Source organism: Exiguobacterium acetylicum, assembly GCF_019890935.1.
Lineage (GTDB): Bacteria > Bacillota > Bacilli > Exiguobacteriales > Exiguobacteriaceae > Exiguobacterium_A > Exiguobacterium_A abrahamii.
Window position 1 is genome coordinate 2,693,707 of record NZ_CP082333.1, and the last position, 22,519, is coordinate 2,716,225.

The window sequence follows — 22,519 nt, forward strand, 5'->3', positions numbered from 1 at the left end:
TTCTCCTTAGAGGATGCTTGCAAGCAAGACATCGATGATTTTAATCCCAATGAATGGAACGACGACACCGCCAAGACCGTAGATCAGCAAGTTACGACCGAGTAATTGATCCGCCGTCATCGGTTTGTAGGTAACCCCCCGCATCGCGAGTGGAATCAACATCGGAATGATGATCGCATTGAAGATCAAGGCAGACAAGATCGCACTCGTAGGTGAATCAAGACGCATGATATTGAGCACTTCCATCTGCGGGATCGCCACCATGAACATTGCCGGGATGATCGCGAAATATTTCGCGACATCGTTTGCGATTGAGAACGTCGTCAACGCTCCTCGTGTCATCAAGAGCTGTTTCCCGATTTCGACGACTTCGATGATCTTCGTCGGGTTCGAATCAAGATCGATCATGTTCGCTGCTTCTTTCGCGGCTTGCGTCCCACTGTTCATCGCGAGACCGACATCGGCTTGAGCGAGTGCCGGTGCGTCATTCGTACCGTCTCCTGTCATCGCGACGAGGTGCCCGGCTGCTTGTTCCTGCTGGATGACACGAATTTTATCTTCCGGTTTACATTCCGCGACGAAATCATCGACGCCTGCTTCACGGGCAATCGTTGCTGCCGTCAACGGGTTGTCACCCGTACACATGACCGTCTTGATCCCCATCTCACGCAACCGATCGAATCGTTCGCGCATGCCCGGTTTCACCGTATCTTTCAAATAGATGACGCCAAGGATCATTGCGTCGATTGCTACGACAAGTGGTGTGCCACCAAGACGAGAGACTGCATCTACTTTCTCCTGCAAATCATTTGGAATGGCGCCGCCTTGTTCCTTGACCCATTCTTGAATCGCTTGCCCCGCCCCTTTCCGTACACGGCGACCGTCTCTTAAATCAAGTCCGGACATCCGTGTCTCTGCGCGGAACGGTACGATCTCTGCTCCATCTAACCAGTGTTGTTCCACCGGCATCGCGCGAAGTTCAGCGAGTTCAAGAACGGAACGTCCTTCCGGTGTCTCATCAGCGAGTGAGGCGAGGATTGCCCCCTCAAACGCCTGCTCAGCAGTGCGTCCACCGACCGGCGTGATCTCCGATGCCATCCGGTTACCGAACGTGATCGTTCCTGTTTTGTCCAGGATGATTGTCTGGATATCGCCTGCTGCTTCGACCGCTTTCCCGCTCATCGCGATGACGTTGAAACGCGTAACACGGTCCATTCCGGCGATTCCGATTGCTGACAGTAAGCCACCGATCGTCGTCGGGATCAAACAGACGAGTAAGGCGATCAAGATTGGACCTGACAGATCAAATCCAAGGTAGTTCGTAAAGACCGGTAATGTCATGACGACAAGTAAGAAAATCAATGTCAAGCTCGTCAAGAGCGTTGATAACGCGAGTTCGTTTGGTGTCTTCTGACGACTTGCGCCTTCGACGAGGGCAATCATCTGATCGAGGAATGACTCACCTGGATTGCTCGTGATTCGAACTTCGATCTCGTCACTGACGACGAGTGTGCCACCGATGACCGAGGAGAAATCACCGCCCGCTTCCTTGATGACCGGTGCGGATTCACCCGTGATCGCTGATTCATCAATCGAAGCAAGTCCTTTGATGATTTCACCGTCACCCGGTACATACTCCCCTGCTCGGACGAAGACGATATCGCCCTTACGAAGAGTCGCCGACGAGACGCTTTGAATCAGTTGTCCGACACGTTTACGTGCCATGACATCTGCTTTTGACGCTTTCAATGAGTCCGCCTGGGCTTTCCCGCGTCCTTCCGCGATTGATTCCGCGAAGTTTGCGAACAAGACCGTCAAGAAGAGGATGATACTGACCGTTAAGTTAAAGCCACGCATCTCATCAATGAAGATCGTATAGCCGATTGCAAGCAAGCAGCCGATCCAGACGACGAACATGATCGGTTGTTTGACCATATTTACGGGATTTAATTTTTTAAAGGCATCAATCGTCGCTTGACGCGCGATCGAGCCACTGATTGCTGATTTGGATTGGTGTTCCGGCTCCCCGTTCGGTTGGTGTTCCTCGGGCGTCGGATGCATGATTCGTTCCATCATATGCTTTTATCTCCTGTTCACATCGTCAGCCAATCCGCGACCGGTCCAAGTACGAGCACTGGCAAGAATGTCAATGCACCGACGAGTACGACCGTACCGAGGAAGACTGTTCCGAAGAGTGGTGTGTCTGTCTTAAACGAAAATTCATCTTGCGGAACCGATTGCTTCGCTTTAAGCGAACCTACGATTGCAAGCATCAAGATCAATGGGATGTAGCGTCCGAAGAACAATGCGAATGACGTCGAGACGTTCCAGTAGACGTTTGCGTCGCCGAGTCCTTCAAAACCGGATCCGTTGTTCGCCGTCGCGGACGTGAACTCATACAAGACTTGCGACAATCCGTGATAACCTGGGTTCGAGATGCCGGCGACGCCTGGTGCAGCGTACATCGAGATTGCCGTTCCGACGAGAATCAGGAATGGCGGCACGAGTAGCGCAATCGCGATCATCTTCACTTCGAACGTCTCGATTTTCTTCCCGAGGAACGTCGGTGTCCGACCAATCAAGAGACCTGTCAGGAAGACTGCGACGAAGGCATAAAGTAAGACGTTCAGGAATCCTGCACCTGCTCCACCGTAAACGACGTTGAGCATCATATTGCCGAGTTGGATCAATCCAGCAAGTGGATGCAGTGAGTCGTGCATCGCGTTGACCGCACCAGTTTCAGCTGCCGTCGTAATCGAACTGTAGAGCGCCGTTCCGATTTGACCAAATCGTAGTTCCTGACCATGTGCCGTTGGATTCGCAAGTAAGCTCCCTGCCATCCCGACTGTCATCATGATGAAGAGAAGCGTCATGACACCAAGGAATAGTCGTCCTTGTTTCGCTGAACCGATGATTTTTCCGTAAGCGATCGGAAGTGACATCGGAATCAGCAGCATCAAGAACATCTGGATGAAGTTGACGAACTGGTTCGGGTTCTCAAATGGATGCGCTCCGTTGGCACCAAAGAAACCACCACCGTTGTTTCCGAGCTGTTTGATGACTTCAAAAGCAGCGATCGGTCCGCGGTAGATCAACTGCTTCGCTCCTTCGAGCGTCGTGACGCTGACTGCACCACCAAATGTCTGCGGTACACCGAGTAGGATCATCGCTAAACCGAAGACGAACGAAATCGGTAAGAGAATTCGGAAGATGAAGCGGAAGAAGTCGGCATAGAAGTTACCGAGTGGTTTGTTCGCAAGACCACGAATGACAGCGATACAGACCGTGAATGCCATCGTCGGAGCGACGAATAACATCGTTCCGAGGACGAACGTTTGCGAGAGATACGAGAGTGCCTCACCCGAATAGTGTTGTTGATCGGTATTCGTCATGAAGCTGATCGTCGTATGAAGCGCCGTCGACCAATCGAGATTCACAGCATCGTTCGGATTTAAAGGTAGACTGCCTTGGAAGCGAAGTAACAAATATCCACCGATGAAAAATAACAGGTTGACGAGCAAGAGGCTCTTCGAATAGCCGACCCACGATTGATCGTGTTTCTTTTCATCGACACCGAGTAACAACAACAGTCGTCGTTCGACCTTACCGATTTTATCGACCCGACGCTCTGCGACAGGTGCGAAGTATACTCCGATGTAGCGACCAAGTAAGACCGCTGCACAAAGTGCGATGACGAGTAGGATCCAAAATTGGATCATGAATTGAGTCCACATGTTTTTCTTTTCTCCCTATGCGATTAGAATTTTTCTGGATACATCAGACAATAACCGAGATACAAGAAGACGAGGCAGCCCGTCGCCAGTAAAAACCATGTCATTTGCGGTCACCTGCTCTCCACTGGACGCGTTCGATCAGATGAATCATCCCGAACGTCGTACCGAAGAAGAAGGCAAGTAGTAAAATACTCCACAGCTCTCCCATTATGAAATTACCTCCATATTATTCAATATTTTTACAATTAAACACGACAAAAAGACGATGTGAGGCGAAAAACGGCCCCAGCATCGCCTTTATACCTTGGCATACTGAAAAAGAGTCGTTCCCTCCTAAAAACGCCTGCGAGGTTAGCTGTCGGATTCGGGCATACCTAGGAATTCGCCCTACCTTTCCCGTTCGGAAAGGATTCACCCCGTGTCACGTGTCGTGACGATTGGGTCCCCCGCTTCAATCATGAATTCGGCGTACTTTGAGATCGAAGCATTAACATGTTAGTGTTCGTTGATGAGATGGATATTACTCCGATTTTTTAGAGTTGTAAATAGAAAAGTTGAAAAAAAAATAGTCTGATTTTTTAATGACTTACTTTCGAAAAATAGTGTTTTTCAACCCTATGCTATAGAAGAAAAAAAACCGCAGAAATCGATTCCTTCATCTAAAATGGAGGAACTCCATTTTAGCGAGAATCGTTCCGCAGTTTCATGAACGAACAATGATTATGATTGCTGATTCATTTTGGCATGGACCGTCAAAGGAGCTAGCATCGTCACCCATAGGGCAACCACTCCAGAAACAAGAATCACAATATCGCGTTCGAACCCAAGCGTCAGTAACGTGATACAACTACCGACCAGGACGAGACAAAGCGTCGCGATCATGACGAACCGCGATTGTTTCAACATTTTTCTCATGTGGCATCTCTCCTTTCCTTCCATATTCCTTTTCATCGTAACAAAGATTCATCGAAAAATCGTCGCTGACACCCGATTGTGATGTTTCTGTCATCTCGCAAGTAACGATAGAAGACGACGAGAAAACGGATTTGTTACACTGGAGAAGTACTTAAAAAGGGGGAATCGATATGTTACAAGATCATTCATTTCAACGCGTCGACGGAACGTCGGCATCCTTAAGTGACTACCCAGCTCAAGCATGGCTGATCGTCAATACAGCCAGCAAATGTGGCTTAACGCCACAGTTCGAAGGACTCGAGCAATTGCATCAAGACTATCGTTCGCAAGGATTAACCGTACTTGGTTTCCCATGTAATCAGTTCGCGAATCAAGATCCGGGAACGGACGAGGAGATTCAGTCGTTCTGCCAAGTCAACTACGGCGTGACATTCCCCGTCTTCTCAAAAATCGATGTCAACGGTGAGCAAGCCCATCCGTTATTTGAGGAACTGAAAGCACAAGCACCAACGACGGACGGTACAACAGACGTCGAGTGGAATTTCACGAAATTCCTCGTGACCCGTGATGGAGAAGTAACGCGGTTCTCACCAAAAACGAATCCAACTGATTTGACGGCAGCAATTGAACGATTGCTCGTTCAAGTCTAAAAAAATAAGCTTCCTTCCTTCTCTCTTGAAGGAACGGAAGCTTATTTTTATGTTGTTCCCGGCTCAAGATGACGGCTGATCATCTCTTCCGCCAATCGTTTGACGTCATCGATGTCACGCATTTCCGTGAACGGATGCCCCCAGACGACCAGCTCTTCGATTTCTTCAATCGGTTGCGTCGTATAGCGTGTACCATCGGCAACGAACTCTTGCGCAATCGTAGATTCAAAAGCTGCATATTTCAGGAGCCACGGCTTTTCACTTAAGATTTTTTGCGCATGTTTTGCTTGCTTGAACGCAACATCACCGACGAGGACGACCGGATCGAATCGTTCATGGAGCGGATGCGTATATTGAACAGAGATCAGCAATCCATGTTGGTTCGTTTTTTCTTGTTGCCTGACATACGTCCGTGTTAAAAAATGCGGCACGAGTGACTCCGCACTCTCCTTCGTCTGATGGATGCTCAGACCATGTTCCGTTTGGACGACTTCCGGGAGAACCGGTTCGTATCCACGGTTTGCTAATTGTTGATCGAGCTCTTTGAATAATAGCAGGGTATGTTCGACCAGTGCTCGGACTTGGCGAAACGATAATTGAATCGATTGATTGATCATACGATGACCTACCTTCTCTAAAAGTATGGCAATATACAGTTATTTACCCAAACTTTTCCGACTTCATCCCTGTTTCAGTGAAAGTTCCTCGAGCCACTTACGTGCTTGTTCGCTCATACGAGCCATCGTCTGTTCTCGCTCGAGCGTGATTGCTTGTCCGGCATGGATCGAGCGACAATCGAGTGCATGCGGCATGTTTTCTTCGACGATTCCAGCAAGGATCAGACAAGAAACATCAGCGGCTTTTGCCATCCGCGTGACTTCACCTGGTAACTTACCGATTTGACTTTGACGGTCGACGCGTCCTTCTCCTGTCCAAACATAATCGGCTTGTTTCATCCGCTCTGCTACGCGAAGATGTTGCAAGATCGTCTTGGCTCCCGGAACGATCGTGCCGCCCAGCGCATAGATCGCTCCCCCGAGTCCACCGGCTGCTCCAGTTCCTTTAACATTTTCTAGTCCAAGTAACCGCCCGATCCGTTCAAGTTGCTGATCGAGCTTTACGATGTCTTCTCGAAGCAGTCCTTTTTGCGGACCGAACAGATACGCTGGACCATCTGGACCATGATAAAGAGCTGTCACATCGACGAGCGCTTCCAGTTGAACAGGATACGCTGGGCATTGAATAGTATGCGTCTCAAGTAACGGATTCGTTTGAAACGAAATCAAATCACCAGACGCATCTTCAAGTCGACAACCGACTTCTGCGAGTAAACCGAGTCCGCCGTCCGTCGTACCAGTCCCGCCTAAGGACAGTCGGATCTGCGTGATTCCCTGATCGCGTAACTGAGCAATCAAACGACCGACACCACGCGTATTCATTCGAACGGGATCATCCTCGTTTCGCCGCATCGGCAGTCCACAAATACGCGCGACTTCGATGACGGCGTCTGTACCCTTGACAGCGTACTCTACTTCACACGGACGACCTGCCAAATCCATCGTCATCGCCGTCTTCACGTCATATCCGAGTGCGAGATAGACATCGAGCGTTCCCTCCCCGCCGTCCGCAACAGGCGAAGAATCGATGATCGCTGTCGGATCATACGCTCGGATCCCGGAGGCGACAGCTTCTGCCGCCTCTTTCGAAGAAATACTCCCTTTGAATGCATCCATCAAAATCAGGTGACGTCCCATCTGTACATTCCCCCTAAAAAACTCATATCAAGTTTTGATTGCGTTTCCAATTAATGTTACGATGATACTAATTTCAAATTACCATTACCTTATCTGACATTTCATTTTACATACACAGGAGGTCTTATTTCATGGAACGCTGTTCGTTATGTGGTACACCACTTCGTCAACACGATACGACTTGTTCTCATTGCCAACATCCTGTCATCAAGAAAGAACGACCAGCTGAACCACCCGCTCCGTCCTCTTCACGGACTTGGCTCATCAGCACCTGTCTTTTGCTCTTTCTCGTCGGAGGAGCCGGTTTCCTGTGGTATTCGCTAAAAGATCCCGTTTCGCCGGAAGCCGGTCAGACGCCTAGCGTCGAAGCACTCGCTCTTTCTGAATGGTCCGATGAACAAACGGCTTACAATCAAACGTATTCGAAAGATCGGCCTCCGACATCCTATGATGTCCTTCGTTTCGTCCGCCAATACACACGAACGATTCCAGAGCTTGCGACGTATTCCAAGAAATACGATTCCATCGAGACGTTTTCCGCCATCCAGTTTACGACCTTAAAGGTGTTCGAATCCGAGTTCGACCATCTCGAGCAGTTGACAAATGCCGTTGATGCCCCTGTCGCTCCAAGTGTTCTTGCCGTGACATTCCAAAAATTTACGTCAAAAGGCACTACGTATCACTTGCGTACGCAGGAAACGTATCAAATCGCGACAGCAACGGGTTCAAAGCCTGTGACCTACCGCGTCCATTATCGTTTGAAAGTGCATACGGATCATCTGCAAATCATTGATGTCAATCGAACGGAGGTGACCTCATGAAACGAGTGCTCCTCTGTCTGCCCCTTTGTCTCCTGATGGCGTGTTCGCCCGAAACATCCAAGATTCAAGAACAGCTCGAACAGCAAACTTATACCCGCGCCGTCGAACAATCGAAACAAGACATCGATGAACCGGCTGCTCGGCTGATGGTTCAGCTTGAGCGACAGCTTGCCGGTTATCAACTGCGTGATGTCTTAAAAACGGCGGAGGCGATCGAACGTCTTCAACTCGCAACGGATCACCCTGTCCGAAAGCGAGCAGAAGCCATCGCTCTCAGTGCAAGAGAGACGTTGCAACAAGTCAAACAGTTCGAAGGTACGTATGAAGTCGAACGAAGTACGCTCGAAGACGAGCCGTTCGATGGAACCGGGCGCATCCATGTCTCTTTTGACGAGCAAGATACGTTCATCGCGACGCTTCGCTTTGATCAGTTCGGTCTCCCGGACGCACTCCGAAACGACGAAGAAATCATTCGTTTTGAACCGGACCTCTCCGCTCGTGTCAGTTTATCTGGAGGACAAGTCAGCTATCGCTTCGTCCGTTCGACACTCCGCGTGACGTTCGAAGGACCGGGCGGTAAGCGAATCTATCAACTCAAACAACTGTCAGATAAATAACCAGTAAAACGCCGCTTTACTTGAGACGATCCTCGAGTGAAGCGGCGTTTTTTTATGATTTAAATTTAACGTGTTGCTTGAACTTGCTCATACACCTGTTGACATAATTCATGTGTCGCGAGGCTGTCAGAAGCTACGACCGACTCGGACGGTTCCCCTTTGACCGTCCGAAGGAACGCATCCAGCATATCGACGAATCCACGGCGCTTTAGCGTCGCTTCCCAGTTATCGAGCGGATACCGAAGCGTGCCTTGTTTCGTCAATTGATCGAGTGTCGTCACGTCCGTTGCGATTCGTTTTTCTTCCGGTCCCATCACTTCGACGCGTTCTTCCGTGATGCCGTTATTGCGGTTCATGACACCGATTGCCGTGATACCGTTTGAGACGAATTGAATCGTTACGTGATGCAGACCGCTTGCGTCTTGCTTACTCTTGACGTGTAGGTCTTCAATCTCACCGCGTCCTGTCAAGAAACGCAGCGTATCCGCGACATGAATGAAATCGTCGAACAGAAACGGCTTAGCGTCCTCGATGAACGACGTCCGATTCTTTTGCATGAGGACGAGATTCGGAGCGTTGACCTCAAGCAAGCGCTGATGCGCTGAAGCGAAGCGTCGATTGAATCCCGTGATGAACGGTAACTGTTTCTCCTCTGACAGACGTGTCAGTTCACGAATCTCTTCGATTTCCATCGAGACCGGCTTATCAACGTAGACGGCGATTCCTGATTCAAGCGCTTGCCGTGCCTGCTCCGCATGGACGACAGTCGCTGAATGAATCATGACTGCATCGATCCCCTTCTGTACGGCGTCAGTAAACGTCGCATATGTTCCTGCAAAGCGATAGGCCGCTTGCAATCGTTTTGCTTTCTCTTCATCTCGCGAGATCAGATACACCTCGATATCGGATCGTTCGGCATAAACGGGTAAGTAGGCTTTTTGTGCGATGTCCCCTAGACCAATGACTGCTAATTTCATGTGAACTCCTCCTTTTCCTCTGTTGCTTACATTCCCTATGATACGTCAATTGACACGAAAAGATGGAAATCAGCTCGTCACAGGATTCGAATTCCTTTTTTTGAAAAGAAGTGAATTTCCTTTTTTTGTTTTATGATAAAACCATATTTGAACAAGGAGGGAATGAGTTTTTATGAAGCGCTTGCTCCGTACTAGTCTTACGCTCTTATTATTGTTCGCTTTATGTCTTCCTGCCATACCTGCAAAGGCAGCCAGTTACCAAGTCGTCGTCACTTCGACGATTGGGGCGAACATCCGCTCAAAGCCGAGTACAGCCTCGTCTGCGACGATCGTCCGACGTGCCGCGTACAAGGCAAAATTCACAGCCGTCTCGTATACGAATGGCTGGTATAAGATCAAGGACGGAGGTACATATCGTTATCTATCGAACCAAGTCGCTAAAAAAGTGTCGAGTAGTTCCGTAAAGACGTACAAAATCGTCGTCTACTCGAAAGCTGGAGCGAACGTCCGGACATCACCAAGCACGGCCTCATCAAAGAACATCAAACGACTCGCATCCTACAACTCGAAGTTCAATGCAGTCTCGTACTCGAACGGTTGGTATAAGGTCAAAGGGAAAGTGAATTATTATTACGTCTCTAGCCAAGTTGCCCGAAAAGTGACGACGAGCAGCCCTAAACCATCGAGTGGCAGTTATCCGGTTGCCTCGATGCGGTATTTCAAGCTTGGATCGTCAAGTTATCAATTGACGAAAGAAAGCTTCGTCCGCCGTTATCCAGCGAGTACGACGAAACTGTTGACGGGAATCGTCGCGTACGACGAAGCGGCACGTAAAGGCACGCTTGATCAAACGTTCACCCTGACGTCTTCGATGTTATCCGTTCCTGCAGGTAGCAGTGTCGCTGGCTTCCGTGCTGGCGATAAAGTCACGATGCGTCAACTCTTGAACGGGATGCTGATCCGCTCTGGTAATGATGCAGCAAAAGCGATTGCTGTCCGGACAGCAGGTTCTGAATCGAAGTTCGTCTCGTACATGAACAGTCGCGCCCGTTCGATCGGGATGAGTGCGAGCCATTTCATGAACCCACACGGCTTCTATCATCCAAGTCATTACACGACGGCTGCTGATATGCAAAAACTCGCGAATACATATGCGAAGTACAGCGCACTCATGACGATCAGTGGACGAAAATCATACCAGACGACTGTCAAAGGACCGTATGCACGGACGTTGACGTGGTATCACACGAATACTTCACTTCCAGGTGATACACGTGTTTATGCGAGCAAGACCGGTTACACTCCGGAATCTGGCTACACACGTGTCTTCTTCATCAAAAAAGGCTCGACGCGATATGGTCTTGTCACACTGAAAGGATCGTTGTCTCAAACCGAGACGACACTCCGCTCCGTCTTGAACCAATGAGCTTTTAATCAACAACCTGATTCCCTTTCCGGGAGTCAGGTTGTTTTTCATTTTGTCTCTAAAATTATGCTTGCGCTGAAAACGAATTCATCTTAGAGTTAAGTTTAGAATCAGACGTCTGACGTCTTAATGAAGGAGAGTTTTACGTGGGAAATGTCAGTTTGTTATTTGGGGGCGTCGCGCTCTTTTTAAATAGTTTGACCTTGTTCGGAAAAGTCGATCTCCGTAGCGCGGGTGTCTTCAGTCTCATCACCGGTTTATTGCAGACGTTCATCGCAACCTATCTCGTCATCGGTGCCGCTGGTGATCCAGCGTTGACGTTCGGATACGCGAGCATCTATCTGTTTGCCTTTACGTACGTTTACGTCGGGATCACGTTCTTGTTCAATCTCGACGGGAGCGGGGTCGGTTGGTTTTCCTTGTTCGTTGCGATTGCCGCATTGTTTTATGCATTCGTCAGCTTCACGACAAATGACATCATCGGTGGTGTGACCTGGTTGTTCTGGGCATTGCTCTGGAGCCTGTTCTTCCTCGGCATGGGGATGAATCGCCCGATTGATGCAATCACTGCCCGTGTTGCTCTCGTCTTGAGCTGGTTGACGTTGATCGTACCGGCACTGATTGGGCTTCGATTCGGCTACTTCAGTTCGGCATACCAGTGGTTATGGAGCGGTGCTGCTGTTCTGACTGTTGTCTATTTCCTCTATACGATGATGAAATTCTCGATGCTTCGGACGATTCGCTCGTCGTAACGTGTTAATCGATCCATCAAAAAAAGATGTCCATTTTCGGTTATGAATCGGAGATGGACATCTTTTTTGTTCTATTTGTAGTACACGACAAACAAAAAGCAAAGTAATTTGTTCGCTCGACATCGCTTCCTAGGGAAATACAAGCAAGAGTGACCCTGCAGCGAAGCGGCACGATGCTTGTCCCAGGAAAACGATGCGAGACGAATAAAGCGTACGTTCGTTCTTCCCTCATGTCATTTCAATGCTTCCTGCAGTTGAGCTTGAACTTCTTTCAATGACTTATCCGTCGGATGCCAATAGTAGATGCCATCCGATTCGATCCCACCTTCTCCGTCGAGTGATAAGGTCTCGACGTTGCGTAAGGCATCCCGGTAATCCGTCGCGACGGTCCGGGCAACGGAAAACGGCACGTTTGTCTTAACGTTTTTCCCGAGTGCTTCCAGGACGGCATTGAAGCGACGAATCGAAAAGTCCTCCGTCATCTTATCAGCGACTGCCTGAACGACTTGCCGTTGGCGGATTTGTCGTCCGAAGTCCCCTCGTGGATCGTCATGCCGCATCCGCGCATAAGCGAGTGCTTCTTTTCCGTTCAGTGATAGTTCTCCTTTTGGAAACTGCATCTCATAGTACGAAAAATTGATATCGTTATTGACCCTGACCCCCATCGACGGCATTAACGAGATCCGTAAACCCGTCTAGATTGATTTCTGCGAAATAATCGAGTCGGATATCAAGCAAATGACTGACCGTATCGAGTGCCATCTGTGGACCACCGAAGGCATAGGCATGATTGATCTTATCGTTCGATCCGTTACCAATGATTTCGGTCTTCAAATCACGCGGGATACTGATCATTTGGCTCTTATTCGTCTTCGGATCAATCGTCACAACGATGATCGTATCACTGCGTCCCGTCTCGTTTTTTCGTTGATCCACCCCGAGTAAGAGGAAGGAAAGTCCTTTTTTCTGTTCGACGGCTTTCTCTGTCTCGACGCTCGCTTTGACGGGGACCTGTACTTGGACTTCTTGCATCGTCCGACTCGCTTTTTGATAAACGTATCCGCCTGAACCGAAGAGAAGGAGCAGGCATATCCCCGTCAGTGTCAACACGATCCATTTCCACTTCTTCATCATCCATTCTCCTTTTCTTCGATCTGCACTCAGGACGGTCGTTGTGCTTCAAGTACGAGCAAAGCATTGCGCCAGCTACCGAATAAGGCGGTGATGACACCAATACTTGGTGCATCACGCCCGATGCTGAACCGTTGGTAACTTGCGATCGTCAGATGTTCCGTCTCTTTTGCGGCTGCAGCGAGCACGTCGAGTACTTCCTCTTCTCGCCAGCGTTTCCGCGGAAATTCGATGCCGATGATTTCAAGGGCGTTTGACCAAGAGCCGTACCGGCGGGCAATCGTTGCGACGGTCGGACGATTTTGACCAGCCGCCCACTTCGTGTAGGTCTGGCTCGTCAAGACCGGCAAGGCACCTTGCGCTTCAAGTAATGACTCGATGATCCGTTGTTCCATTTCCTGGACGCGTTCCTTCAAGATATCCGCTTCTGACAATGCTTGCTGCCACGAGTTGAATTGATGGACGATATCCGTCAGGCTAGGTGCTTGCTTTTGTTGCGCCCATTCGCGGTACGTCGCGCTCGTGAAAGGATCGAGTTCCTCCCGTGCCTGACGCAAGGCGTCAATGATTTCCGACTTCGTGAACGTCAAGCGGGCATGTCCGATGCCAGCTCGTTCCAAGGCGATTTGCCACGACCCAAACAGCATCAGGATTTCCGCGACGCTTGGATGAGTGGTGTTCAATTGCCAGCGGAAATAGGTATTGGCCGTCAATTCATTTTTCCCGTTCGCAGCGAGACGGAGTGCGTGGATCGCTTCCTCCATATCGCGCATGACGATGTCCCCTTCCCATATATTCATGACTGGACGTTCCGGCGTACGGTCGTCTGCAAGGCATGACGAACGTTTCGGATGACGACGGCTTGTTCGGTGAACGTCATTTGTGATGCAGATGGGAGGCAGATTCCGTCTTCAAACAGGCGACGGCTGATATCATCTCCTTCTGCTGTGACGAATGGTACGTCGCGATAGACGGGCTGTAAGTGCATTGGCTTCCAGACCGGACGGGATTCGGCGTTCGCTTGTTGGAGCGTCTGGATCATCGCATCGCGTTGCACTTGACCGCCTGGTAAAAGAAAAGCACTGAGCCAACGGTTGGCGAACGTTCCGGTCTGCTCGACTTGCGATGTGACGCCGTCCGGCGCAAAGGCACGTTCGTAACGATCAAAGATTTTTCGCCGTGCGTCGACGCGTTGATCAATCACTTCGAGTTGTCCGCGTCCGATCCCAGCAGCGACATTGCTCATCCGGTAGTTGTAGCCGACTTCCGTATGCTCGTAATGGAGGACCGGTTGTCGTGCCTGTGTCCCGAGATAGAAGGCGCGTTCGATCAAGGCTGGATCATTTGCGACGAGCATTCCGCCGCCTGACGTCGTGATGATCTTGTTGCCGTTGAAGGAGTAGATCCCGAACGTCCCGAACGTTCCTGTCATCCGTCCGTTGACGCGTGTTCCGAGTGATTCTGCCGCGTCTTCGATCAACGGGACATCGTACTCTTCACAGAGCGCGGCGATCTCCTCGATTTGCGCTGCAACGCCGTACAGATGAACGACGATGACGGCTTTCGGAAGTTTTCCTCGCGTTGCCGCCTGGATTAACGCACGTCGGAGTGCGACGGGTGACATGTTCCACGTCTCCTCTTCCGAATCGATCAGGACGGGACGGGCACCGACGTAGCGAATCGGATTCGTCGAAGCGATGAACGTCAAGGATTGACAGAAGACGTCATCCCCCGTCGTGACACCAAGCGTCGCGAGTGCCAAGTGAATGGCTGCCGTACCACTGCTCGTCGCAAGCGCTGCGCGAGCTCCCGTGTAGGCGCGCATATCTCGTTCGAAGGCGTCGACGTTCGGTCCAAGCGGTGCGACCCAGTTCGTCTCAAGTGCTTCCGTGACGTAACGTGCTTCTTGACCACTTAAGTGCGGGATGGAGAGCGGGATGTGTTTCATGATGTTTCCTCCCTTCGAGGTGACAGCTGACGGAGCGGCGTCCGGTAGATCGGGAACCACTGTCCTGTCTCGACTTCCGGATGTTGTCGTTTCATTTGTCGTACGAGCCGGTCATAAATCGTTGAATCAAGAATCGATGTACCGAGTCCGAAAAACGTTCGATTCGCTTCACCAAAGGATCGTTTGTAGGCGAGTAAGCTATCTGCATCGGATCGTGTCGTTCCGCCACCGAGATGCAACGCTTGCAGACCAGCTTGTTTTGCCCAGCGAATCATCTCCGCGAATAATAGGTGATTCGGGCGAAGCGACAAGTAAGCAGGATCTGAAGCACCGAGATGATAATGTGCGAACTGGCGACCCGTCAGGACGATGCATCCAGCGATGATCCGTCCCTCTTGTTCGGCAAGCAACAGGACATTTTTGATCCGTCCTTCGGCGAAGTGATCGAAGTAGGTCTGATCAAAGTAATACCGCGCATCGGCTTGATGTTTATCCATCGTCATCTGGTAGAGACGGGCGAAGTCCGAGTACTCTTCCGGACGTCCGAGGCGAATCGTGACCCCTTCGCGACGTGCCTTCCGGATGTTGCGCCGTGTCATTTGCGAGAATCCATTTTCGATTGTCTCGAATGGGTCTGTCAGTTCGAGTGTCACGGTCGGTTGCAAAATATTCGTTTGACGGCACCAGTATTGACCGAGTTCCTGATTGTGAAGCAAAGGGTGGAAACGAACTGTCTCGGTGACGATTCCGGTTTCACTACAGTATTGTTCGAATCGCGCGCGGGCTTCGCGAATCTGATCGAGTGACCAGATGCCTGTGAAGTAAGGACCCCCATAGCCGTAAGGTGTCGTGATGTCCTCAAAGCGTGTGCCTGGAATCGGTCGCCGCAAGTACGGATAGATCAACGTTCCGAACTCCGTCGGATAATAAAATAATTCAGGAATCTCATCGTGCTCCTTCGCAAGTTCGAAGTAAGCATGTTCGTAATAACAATCGAGTTGATAGGTTGCGACGAGCGCGTCCCATTCGCGTGGATCCCGAATCAATCGTTCATCGCTTAGCGACATCATGGGGAACACCTCCGTCGAGACCCTTGAACTCACCCATACCGGTCTGGTGAGCCGTCGAGTTCCCTTCTGACGAGATGACCATCTTGAACGTCTTAAACAGGATATAGAGATCAAGTCGGAACGTATGATTGGCTGCATACCATTGATCTTGCTCGAGGCGTTGCTGCCACGTCGTTGCATTGCGGCCGTGAATCTGTGCCCAGCCTGTCAGACCAGGCAGGACATCATGCCGTGTCATCTGCTCCTTCGTATAGTGATTAAGATAACTGACGAGCAACGGACGCGGTCCGACGAAACTCATCTGTCCACGGAGGATATTAAAGAACTGCGGGATCTCATCAAGGCTTAAGCGACGGATCCACTCGAGCGATGCTGGGATCCGGTCCGCGTCCGGAAGAAGTTTTCCATCGGCATCCGTTTCGTTCGTCATCGTGCGAAATTTATAGATTTTGAACAGCTCGCCCTTGTAGCCGGGGCGGACTTGATTGAAGAAGATCGGTCGTCCGAGTTTCGTGTAGATGACTAAGGCGACGACGGCATAAACAGGAAGTAGAATGAGGATGGCGATAAGACTAACCGTGAAGTCGAATAGGCGTTTCATGATGACGTCCTCCTTTTACATAGCTGAAAAGAGATCAAGTTGTCGTTTGATGACGTCGGCTTCGTTGAAATGTTTCATGGCACGGTCAAATCCATTCCGTCCCATCTCGTTGGCACGGTCCGGGTGTTCGACAAGTGTGTTCATTCGTCTGACAAGTTTTGCGATGTCGCGGACTTCAACGAGATACCCCGTTTTCCCCTCGACGACCTCTTCGCGGCAGCCGCGGATATTTGTTGCGATGACCGGTTTTGCGCTCGCCATCGCTTCGATGATCGATCGTGGGACGCCTTCGCGATGCGACGGTAAGACGAAGGCATCGACTTGTTGGAACAAGCTCGGTACATCTTCGACGAATCCGAGGTAATCGACATTCGGAATCTCACGGATCCGTCGTAAGAAGAGATGTTTCGTCGTCTGATCGCGCTCGCTTGCCATCATCTCACCGGCAATGACGAGACGGGCTTCCGGATGACGATAGACGACATCCTCGAACGCATCGAGCAGTTCGAGAATCCCCTTTTCTTCGACAATCCGACCGATGAAGAGGAAGGTAAACGGTGCGCCTGCTTCACGCGGGCGTGGATAGAAGCGCGTTAAGTCGATCCCATTTCCAAGGTGCATCAGACGCGTATTCGCTTTGAAACGTTTGCGCTGGGCGAGTTGATAATCTTCCTCGCTTTGAAGGAGCAAATAATCGGTTGCGAGACGTGCTAGCCACTTTTCAACGGAATACGTCAGCTGGTACGTCACCCGCCCCATCTTCTCGTGGAAGTAAAAGCCGTGTGCCGTGTAGACGATATGCTTTGTTCCGGCCCGCTTCGCGGCGACGCGTCCGAGGGCGGCGGCGACTGGTGTGTGGACATGGACGGCATCGTAGCCGTCCTCCTTCAAGATTCGCGTGATTTCACGGATCGTCCGCCAGTTACTCGTCCAGTCAATCCGGCGCTCAATTGGAATGTCGTGCATCCGAAAGCCTTTCGCTGCCAGTTTTGCCGAGGCACCGGTGTCGGCACAAGCGATACCGACGTCGTGCCCGGCGTTTTGTAAAGCGAGTAAGAGCGGCTGCAACATCGTCTCTGCCGTCGTATCGAGAGCACAGACTTGAAGGATTTTTAGAGGCGCCATACGTGGACCCCCTCTGGTTGTTCTGACCGTGGCAACATCCCTTTGATGTCGACGACGATGCCGCGTCCGACTTTGAGCAGATGTTGTGCTAGATTCCAACCGCCTTCGACGTATTCTTCGTGTGAGACAGCGAAGATGACGACGTCGGCTGGTTTGAGTTCGCTCATCTCGAGCAAGTCGATGCCGTACTCGCGTTTCGCTTCACTCTTTTCGACGAGTCGATCCGTCACCTGGACGTCGATGCCGAACTCTTCGATTTCGCGGACGAGGTTCGCGACTTTCGAGTTCCGGATATCGCTGACGTTCTCCTTGAACGATAAGCCAAGGATTGTGACGCGAGCGCCGAGGACCGGCATGTTCTGTTTAATCAAGTTCTTGACGAGCGCTGTTGCGATGAAGCGTCCCATCGTATCGTTGATCCGGCGTCCAGCGAGAATGACTTCCGGATGATAGCCGAGTGACTCAGCTTTCATCGTCAGATAGAATGGATCGACGCCGATACAGTGACCACCGACGAGACCTGGACGGAACGGAAGGAAGTTCCATTTCGTACCGGCTGCTTCAAGGACCTCGAGCGTATCGATCTCCATCCGGTCGAAGATGATTGCCAGTTCGTTCATCAAGGCGATGTTGAGATCGCGTTGTGTGTTTTCGATGATTTTTGCGGCTTCTGCGACCTTGATCGATGAAGCACGGTGGACACCGGCTTCGACGACCGCTTCGTAGACTTCTGCGACGATGTCGAGTGTCTGTTCATCCTGGGCAGAGACAATTTTTTTGATCGTCTTGAACGTGTGCTCGTGGTCGCCCGGATTGATCCGCTCTGGTGAGTAGCCGACGAAGAAGTCGACGCCAGCGCGTAAGCCGGATGCTTCTTCAAGAACCGGGATACAATCTTCCTCCGTCGCCCCTGGGTAGACCGTCGACTCGTAGACGACGATGTCGCCTTTATTGAGCTGGCGACCAACGAGATGTGAGGCCCGTAAGAGTGGCGTTAAGTCCGGTTGATTCTGCGCATTGATTGGTGTTGGAACAGCGATGATGATGAAGTCGCTTGCTTGGAGAGCAGAAGGATCCGAGACGTAATCGACGGTTGCGTTCTTCAACGTGAACGGACTCAGTTCGAGTGTTGCATCGATACCTTCTTGCAGTTCTTGGATTCGTTGTTCCTTGATGTCAAAGCCGACGACGTCTGTCTTTTCACCGAACGCGACGGCGACGGGAAGTCCGACGTATCCGAGTCCGACGACGGCAATCGAACGGTTGGCAATGGGAAGTGAACCAGTTTGGGCTGCTGTCGTATCTACGATGTGTTTGACTGCCTTGTTCATGGTGGGTTCCTCCTATTTCATCGACTGTTTGACGATCAACGTTTTTCCGTTTGGCTCTTGTTTGACTTGTTCGACTGGCTCGAGGACGATCTTCATCTCGGAGCCGAGTAGCTTGCGCATCTCGTTTAAAAGAATCTGTTCGTGTTTCGGATGGAAACGTTTCGTATCTGGAATATAGCGAAGTGTCACGTGATTCAGCGCGTGCTGCTCGACTTGGAGTCGTAGAACCGAATTCGGTAGTTCCCGGGCAATCGTCGTGATATCCCCTTCGAACACCTTGCCCCGCTTCTCGCTGACGATATAACTCGTTCCCCGTCCATCGATCGAAGCGATGACCGGTCCGTTTAAGCCGCAGCTACAGGTCTCGTCACTGAGCGTCATCCGATCACCGATCCGGTAACGAATCAGCGGTGTCCCGCGTGTCGTAAAACACGTGACGACGACCTCGCCATCCTCTCCATACGGTTCGATGATGCCCGTCTCGTGATGGAGATGTAGTTTTCGATGACTGCACTCTGAGATGATCGGTGCGCCTTCTGAGGAACCGTATTGATCGAAAACTGGAACACCGAACGCTTCCTCAAGGATTGAGCGCATCTCCTCCGTCACCGTTTCCGATGTTGGGAAGATGGCAATCAGCGGACTCTCCAGTCGAATGTGATGCTTCAGCATATAGCGGGCGATTTCGACCATCGCCGTCGGTGTGCCATCGAGCGCTCGTGGCTGGAAGCGATTCAGCTCCTCGATATAAGCGGGAAAGTTCTCTTCCTTCATGTGAAAGATTGAAAGCAATAACTGATTGAGTGGTCGGTTCATCCGCCAGAAAATCGGTTTCTTTTGATCGACGGCTGTCAGTGTCCGACCGGTGAAGCTCGCCCGCCGCATCCCGGCATGAAAACCGTGACGTTCCTTGAAGTAGTCGAGATGCGCCATCCGTTCTTGGACGTCCTCGCGCATGAACGCGACTTGGAGCGACTTTCCGCTCGTTCCGCCCGTTCGCCCTCGGACCGGCGCATCGACGCGGGACATGAATGCATCGTTATTTTGGCGAAGCGTCTCTTTTTCAAGGATCGGGATTGTCTTCAGCTGCTCGAGTGATGTCAACGGTAACTGGATGTCATGTTCGTGAAAGAGTTGCGTGTAGTACGGTGTATGCGTCACGACGAAAGCGAGAAAGGCATTCAGGCGATCGAGTTGTTCCGCTTTATAATCCTGCGTCCGATCCTTCATCCGGAGCTCCTTCATCTTCTGTTCATAGAAGGGACCGTATCGTTCTTGCATTAACTTGCGACCATATAACGATGTCAGCCAATTTTGGATGAAAATCGGGGAGCGGTAGTAGAATTCCTCCTTAAGCGCCATCTTGGATTTCCTCCTTCAGCAAGTAGTGACTCTCATACCAGTCGATGAATGCGTTGACACCGGCTTCGACCGTCGTCTGTGGACGGTAGCCGATCGTTTCGAACAGTGAGGAGACGTCAGCAAAGCTTTCTGGAACGTCGCCTGGTTGAAGTGGCATGCCATTTTTAATTGCCGTCTTGCCGAGTCGCCGTTCGATCAAGGCAACAAATTCGTTCAGTCGAATCGGGCTGTGACTGCCGATGTTGTAGACGCGGTACGGAACGTTGCTGCGGTCCGGTAACGGATTCGAGGCATCGAACGCTTCATCGACTTCCGGTTCAGTCTGGAACAGGCGATAGATGCTTTCGATGATATCGTCGACGTAAGTGAAGTCCCGCCCCATCTCGCCGTAGTTGTAAAGATCAATCGGTTCGCCCTTCGCAATCGCCTCTGTGAACTTGAACAGTGCCATATCCGGGCGTCCCCAAGGACCGTAGACACTGAAGAAGCGAAGGCCTGTCGTCTTGATCCCGTAGAGACTGCTGTAAGTGTGAGCCATCAGTTCGTTCGCTTTTTTTGAAGCGGCGTAAAGGCTTAGCGGATGATCGACGGCATCCGTCGTCGCGAACGGCATCTTCGTATTCGATCCGTAGACGGAACTGGAGGAAGCGTAAATCAATTGTTCGACTGGGTAATGCCGACACGCCTCTAGAATCGAGAGAAAGCCGACGATGTTTGACGTCATGTAGACGTCCGGTCGATCGATGCTGTAGCGTACCCCTGCTTGTGCTGCCAGGTGGAGAACGAGATCAATCGATTCCTGTTCGAAAACCTGCGCGACGGCTGCCGTCTCTTCGAGTGAGACCCGGTAAAACGTGTAGTTCGTTCCGAGTTCAGCGAGCCGGGCTTCTTTTAACGTCGGGTCGTAATAGTCGTTTACTTCATCGAGTCCGATGACCCGGTAACCCTCCCGGATGAAACGACGTGCGGCGTGAAATCCAATGAAGCCTGCGATACCTGTAATTAAGATCGTTTTATTCGGCACGGTGTTCGACCTCCTCGAAGTAGTGGCGCGCTTGCCAGCGCATGTAGTGAACGGATGTGTAGACGATGAGTAACATCGGGAACAACTTATACCGGTGTCGGATGGCCGTTCCGACATTGCCGGTTCCTAGACCGAAGATGACCGCGTTAAGCGCAAAGAGAAGGAAAAAGAAGAAGAGAACGCTGCCCAATGGATGCTGACGGATCAGTTTAAAGGACCGGATGATCGCAAAACAGGCAATGAAGTAGAAGATGGCGTCAAGGAAGAAAATCAGAATGTTCATGACGCTCGACCATTGCCACGGGAACGGTGAGAACAGGAAGTAAATCGTCCGGATCGGTGAGTAGAGAATCATGTCACCTGGACCCGTCACCGTCAATCCGTTCAGATAAGCGGAGCCGCCACGGTCGTAACTCATTCCGCTGAACAACTGTCCGTTTTCTGAAACGTGGGTGAACTTCGCGAACAAGACGTCCTGGAAGCTGTAGACGATGAAGCCGACGATCAGTACTTGAAAGATCAGTCGTTGCACCTTCGTTGGTTCAAAGTCCATTCGTCGTGTCTCATGACTGTAAAACGAGAAGTAGACGAGTAAGACGATGATGCCGACAGCAAGACCGGAGTGGAACATCGTACTGACGAAGTAGCCGAGATACGCGAGCGTCATATACCATCCGGACTTCTCTTCCGTCCAGCGCACCATGTAGTAGAGTGTGTAGACGATGCCTAGGGCGACGATCTGGTCACGTAAGAGAATCGGTGAGAGTAACAATCCTTGTGGGAAGAAGGCGAAGATCAGTGTTGCTGCGAACACATAACGTTCCGGTAAGCGTAACCGTTGCAGCGTTTTCGCTAGAATGACGACGGCGACGACGCCGAGGATGACGTTGAAGAACTGAGCGAGAATTCGTTCCGGACCGAACATCAGGTAGAAGATTCCGAGAAACTTGGAATAGGTGCCGCGAACGACATCATTGAAGGTCGACGGATCAGTAAAGATTTGGACACCTTCGAGATGAAAGGCTTCCGTATCGTCCCCGCTGTGGGGCGGTAAACGAAACAACTCGAGATCGATGAACATCAGGACCAGTCGGACGAAGAAAGCGGTGATGAAGACGAGAAAGAGTGGCGTCGTCTCTGCCTGACGGAGCAGATAATAAAGAAACAACACCGAGTTGATGAGCAGCAAGGCGGTCACGTAGGTGTCCGGGAAGAGCGACCGGGCGAATTGACAAACGAGCGTTTCGATGACGATGAGTAGTAGGATTGGTCGCATCTTCT

Annotated in this window: 22 protein-coding genes and 1 riboswitch; of the genes, 5 read left to right on the top strand and 17 right to left on the bottom strand. The window is 51.0% G+C overall.

Annotated features, from left to right (window positions below):
• Window positions 1-6 precede the first annotated feature (6 nt).
• The 3 genes from kdpB to K7G97_RS13960 form a co-directional block, all read right to left on the bottom strand.
• Complete coding sequence (kdpB, locus tag K7G97_RS13945) at window positions 7-2,073, bottom strand: potassium-transporting ATPase subunit KdpB (protein WP_396133878.1); 2,067 nt, start codon at window positions 2,071-2,073, stop codon at window positions 7-9.
• Between the two features lie 20 nt (window positions 2,074-2,093).
• Complete coding sequence (gene kdpA / locus K7G97_RS13950; protein ID WP_223040830.1) at window positions 2,094-3,734, bottom strand: potassium-transporting ATPase subunit KdpA; 1,641 nt, start codon at window positions 3,732-3,734, stop codon at window positions 2,094-2,096.
• Between the two features lie 325 nt (window positions 3,735-4,059).
• Window positions 4,060-4,213, bottom strand: a riboswitch (cyclic di-AMP (ydaO/yuaA leader).
• Between the two features lie 241 nt (window positions 4,214-4,454).
• Entirely contained in the window at window positions 4,455-4,649 is a 195-nt protein-coding gene (locus tag K7G97_RS13960) for a hypothetical protein (protein ID WP_023469379.1), read from the bottom strand.
• A gap of 170 nt (window positions 4,650-4,819) precedes the next feature.
• On the opposite strand from K7G97_RS13960, the gene K7G97_RS13965 reads away from it, so the two are divergent.
• Window positions 4,820-5,299: a glutathione peroxidase gene (locus K7G97_RS13965; RefSeq protein WP_214729259.1), complete on the top strand. Its 480-nt coding sequence runs from the start codon at window positions 4,820-4,822 to the stop codon at window positions 5,297-5,299.
• 47 nt (window positions 5,300-5,346) lie between these two features.
• Here the strand turns inward: K7G97_RS13965 and K7G97_RS13970 are convergent, their stop codons facing one another.
• Both K7G97_RS13970 and K7G97_RS13975 read right to left on the bottom strand, forming a co-directional pair.
• A complete protein-coding gene (locus K7G97_RS13970; protein WP_223040831.1) occupies window positions 5,347-5,916 on the bottom strand; it encodes a hypothetical protein in 570 nt (189 codons plus the stop codon).
• 63 nt (window positions 5,917-5,979) lie between these two features.
• Window positions 5,980-7,053, bottom strand: a complete 1,074-nt coding sequence (locus tag K7G97_RS13975) for a glycerate kinase (RefSeq protein ID WP_223040832.1) — start codon at window positions 7,051-7,053, stop codon at window positions 5,980-5,982.
• 131 nt (window positions 7,054-7,184) lie between these two features.
• Here K7G97_RS13975 and K7G97_RS13980 point away from each other — a divergent pair, with 131 nt between their 5' ends.
• Both K7G97_RS13980 and K7G97_RS13985 read left to right on the top strand, forming a co-directional pair.
• Window positions 7,185-7,874: a hypothetical protein gene (locus tag K7G97_RS13980; protein ID WP_223040833.1), complete on the top strand. Its 690-nt coding sequence runs from the start codon at window positions 7,185-7,187 to the stop codon at window positions 7,872-7,874.
• Complete coding sequence (locus K7G97_RS13985) at window positions 7,871-8,491, top strand: hypothetical protein (protein ID WP_133207755.1); 621 nt, start codon at window positions 7,871-7,873, stop codon at window positions 8,489-8,491. Before K7G97_RS13980 ends, K7G97_RS13985 begins: the two co-directional genes overlap by 4 nt.
• A gap of 65 nt (window positions 8,492-8,556) precedes the next feature.
• Here K7G97_RS13985 and K7G97_RS13990 read toward each other — a convergent pair whose 3' ends face one another.
• Window positions 8,557-9,468, bottom strand: a complete 912-nt coding sequence (locus K7G97_RS13990; RefSeq protein ID WP_223040834.1) for a Gfo/Idh/MocA family protein — start codon at window positions 9,466-9,468, stop codon at window positions 8,557-8,559.
• A gap of 172 nt (window positions 9,469-9,640) precedes the next feature.
• On the opposite strand from K7G97_RS13990, the gene K7G97_RS13995 reads away from it, so the two are divergent.
• Both K7G97_RS13995 and K7G97_RS14000 read left to right on the top strand, forming a co-directional pair.
• Window positions 9,641-10,894: an SH3 domain-containing protein gene (locus K7G97_RS13995; protein WP_214724020.1), complete on the top strand. Its 1,254-nt coding sequence runs from the start codon at window positions 9,641-9,643 to the stop codon at window positions 10,892-10,894.
• Between the two features lie 146 nt (window positions 10,895-11,040).
• Window positions 11,041-11,646, top strand: coding sequence for an AmiS/UreI family transporter (locus K7G97_RS14000; protein WP_214729270.1), 606 nt, complete (start codon window positions 11,041-11,043; stop codon window positions 11,644-11,646).
• A 233-nt stretch (window positions 11,647-11,879) separates the two neighbouring features.
• On the opposite strand, the gene K7G97_RS17515 is transcribed toward K7G97_RS14000, so the two are convergent.
• From K7G97_RS17515 to K7G97_RS14050, 11 genes are read right to left on the bottom strand one after another with little or no spacing between them, the layout of a single operon-like run.
• Window positions 11,880-12,266: an LCP family glycopolymer transferase gene (locus K7G97_RS17515; protein ID WP_262415757.1), complete on the bottom strand. Its 387-nt coding sequence runs from the start codon at window positions 12,264-12,266 to the stop codon at window positions 11,880-11,882.
• A 25-nt stretch (window positions 12,267-12,291) separates the two neighbouring features.
• Entirely contained in the window at window positions 12,292-12,777 is a 486-nt protein-coding gene (locus K7G97_RS17520; RefSeq protein WP_262415758.1) for an LCP family glycopolymer transferase, read from the bottom strand.
• 29 nt (window positions 12,778-12,806) lie between these two features.
• Window positions 12,807-13,577 carry a hypothetical protein gene (locus K7G97_RS14010; protein ID WP_230088498.1) on the bottom strand — a complete coding sequence of 257 codons (771 nt, stop codon included), beginning with the start codon at window positions 13,575-13,577 and terminating at the stop codon, window positions 12,807-12,809.
• The gene (locus tag K7G97_RS14015) at window positions 13,574-14,725 is read right to left on the bottom strand and encodes an aminotransferase class I/II-fold pyridoxal phosphate-dependent enzyme (protein WP_316499550.1); all 1,152 of its coding nucleotides are present in this window, start codon (window positions 14,723-14,725) and stop codon (window positions 13,574-13,576) included. The genes K7G97_RS14010 and K7G97_RS14015 overlap by 4 nt, the downstream gene beginning before the upstream one ends.
• Entirely contained in the window at window positions 14,722-15,795 is a 1,074-nt protein-coding gene (locus tag K7G97_RS14020; protein WP_223040835.1) for a lipid II:glycine glycyltransferase FemX, read from the bottom strand. Before K7G97_RS14020 ends, K7G97_RS14015 begins: the two co-directional genes overlap by 4 nt.
• Window positions 15,776-16,396, bottom strand: coding sequence for a sugar transferase (locus K7G97_RS14025; RefSeq protein ID WP_223040836.1), 621 nt, complete (start codon window positions 16,394-16,396; stop codon window positions 15,776-15,778). The genes K7G97_RS14020 and K7G97_RS14025 overlap by 20 nt, the downstream gene beginning before the upstream one ends.
• Before the next feature lie 15 nt (window positions 16,397-16,411).
• The gene (locus tag K7G97_RS14030; protein ID WP_223040837.1) at window positions 16,412-17,521 is read right to left on the bottom strand and encodes a glycosyltransferase family 4 protein; all 1,110 of its coding nucleotides are present in this window, start codon (window positions 17,519-17,521) and stop codon (window positions 16,412-16,414) included.
• Entirely contained in the window at window positions 17,509-18,852 is a 1,344-nt protein-coding gene (locus K7G97_RS14035) for a nucleotide sugar dehydrogenase (RefSeq protein WP_262415759.1), read from the bottom strand. Before K7G97_RS14035 ends, K7G97_RS14030 begins: the two co-directional genes overlap by 13 nt.
• 12 nt (window positions 18,853-18,864) lie before the next feature.
• Window positions 18,865-20,214: a phenylacetate--CoA ligase family protein gene (locus K7G97_RS14040; RefSeq protein WP_215147140.1), complete on the bottom strand. Its 1,350-nt coding sequence runs from the start codon at window positions 20,212-20,214 to the stop codon at window positions 18,865-18,867.
• Complete coding sequence (locus tag K7G97_RS14045) at window positions 20,204-21,238, bottom strand: NAD-dependent epimerase (protein ID WP_215147138.1); 1,035 nt, start codon at window positions 21,236-21,238, stop codon at window positions 20,204-20,206. Before K7G97_RS14045 ends, K7G97_RS14040 begins: the two co-directional genes overlap by 11 nt.
• Window positions 21,228-22,514 (bottom strand): phospholipid carrier-dependent glycosyltransferase, encoded by a 1,287-nt coding sequence (locus K7G97_RS14050; protein ID WP_223040838.1) that lies wholly within the window; start codon window positions 22,512-22,514, stop codon window positions 21,228-21,230. Before K7G97_RS14050 ends, K7G97_RS14045 begins: the two co-directional genes overlap by 11 nt.
• Window positions 22,515-22,519 lie beyond the last annotated feature (5 nt).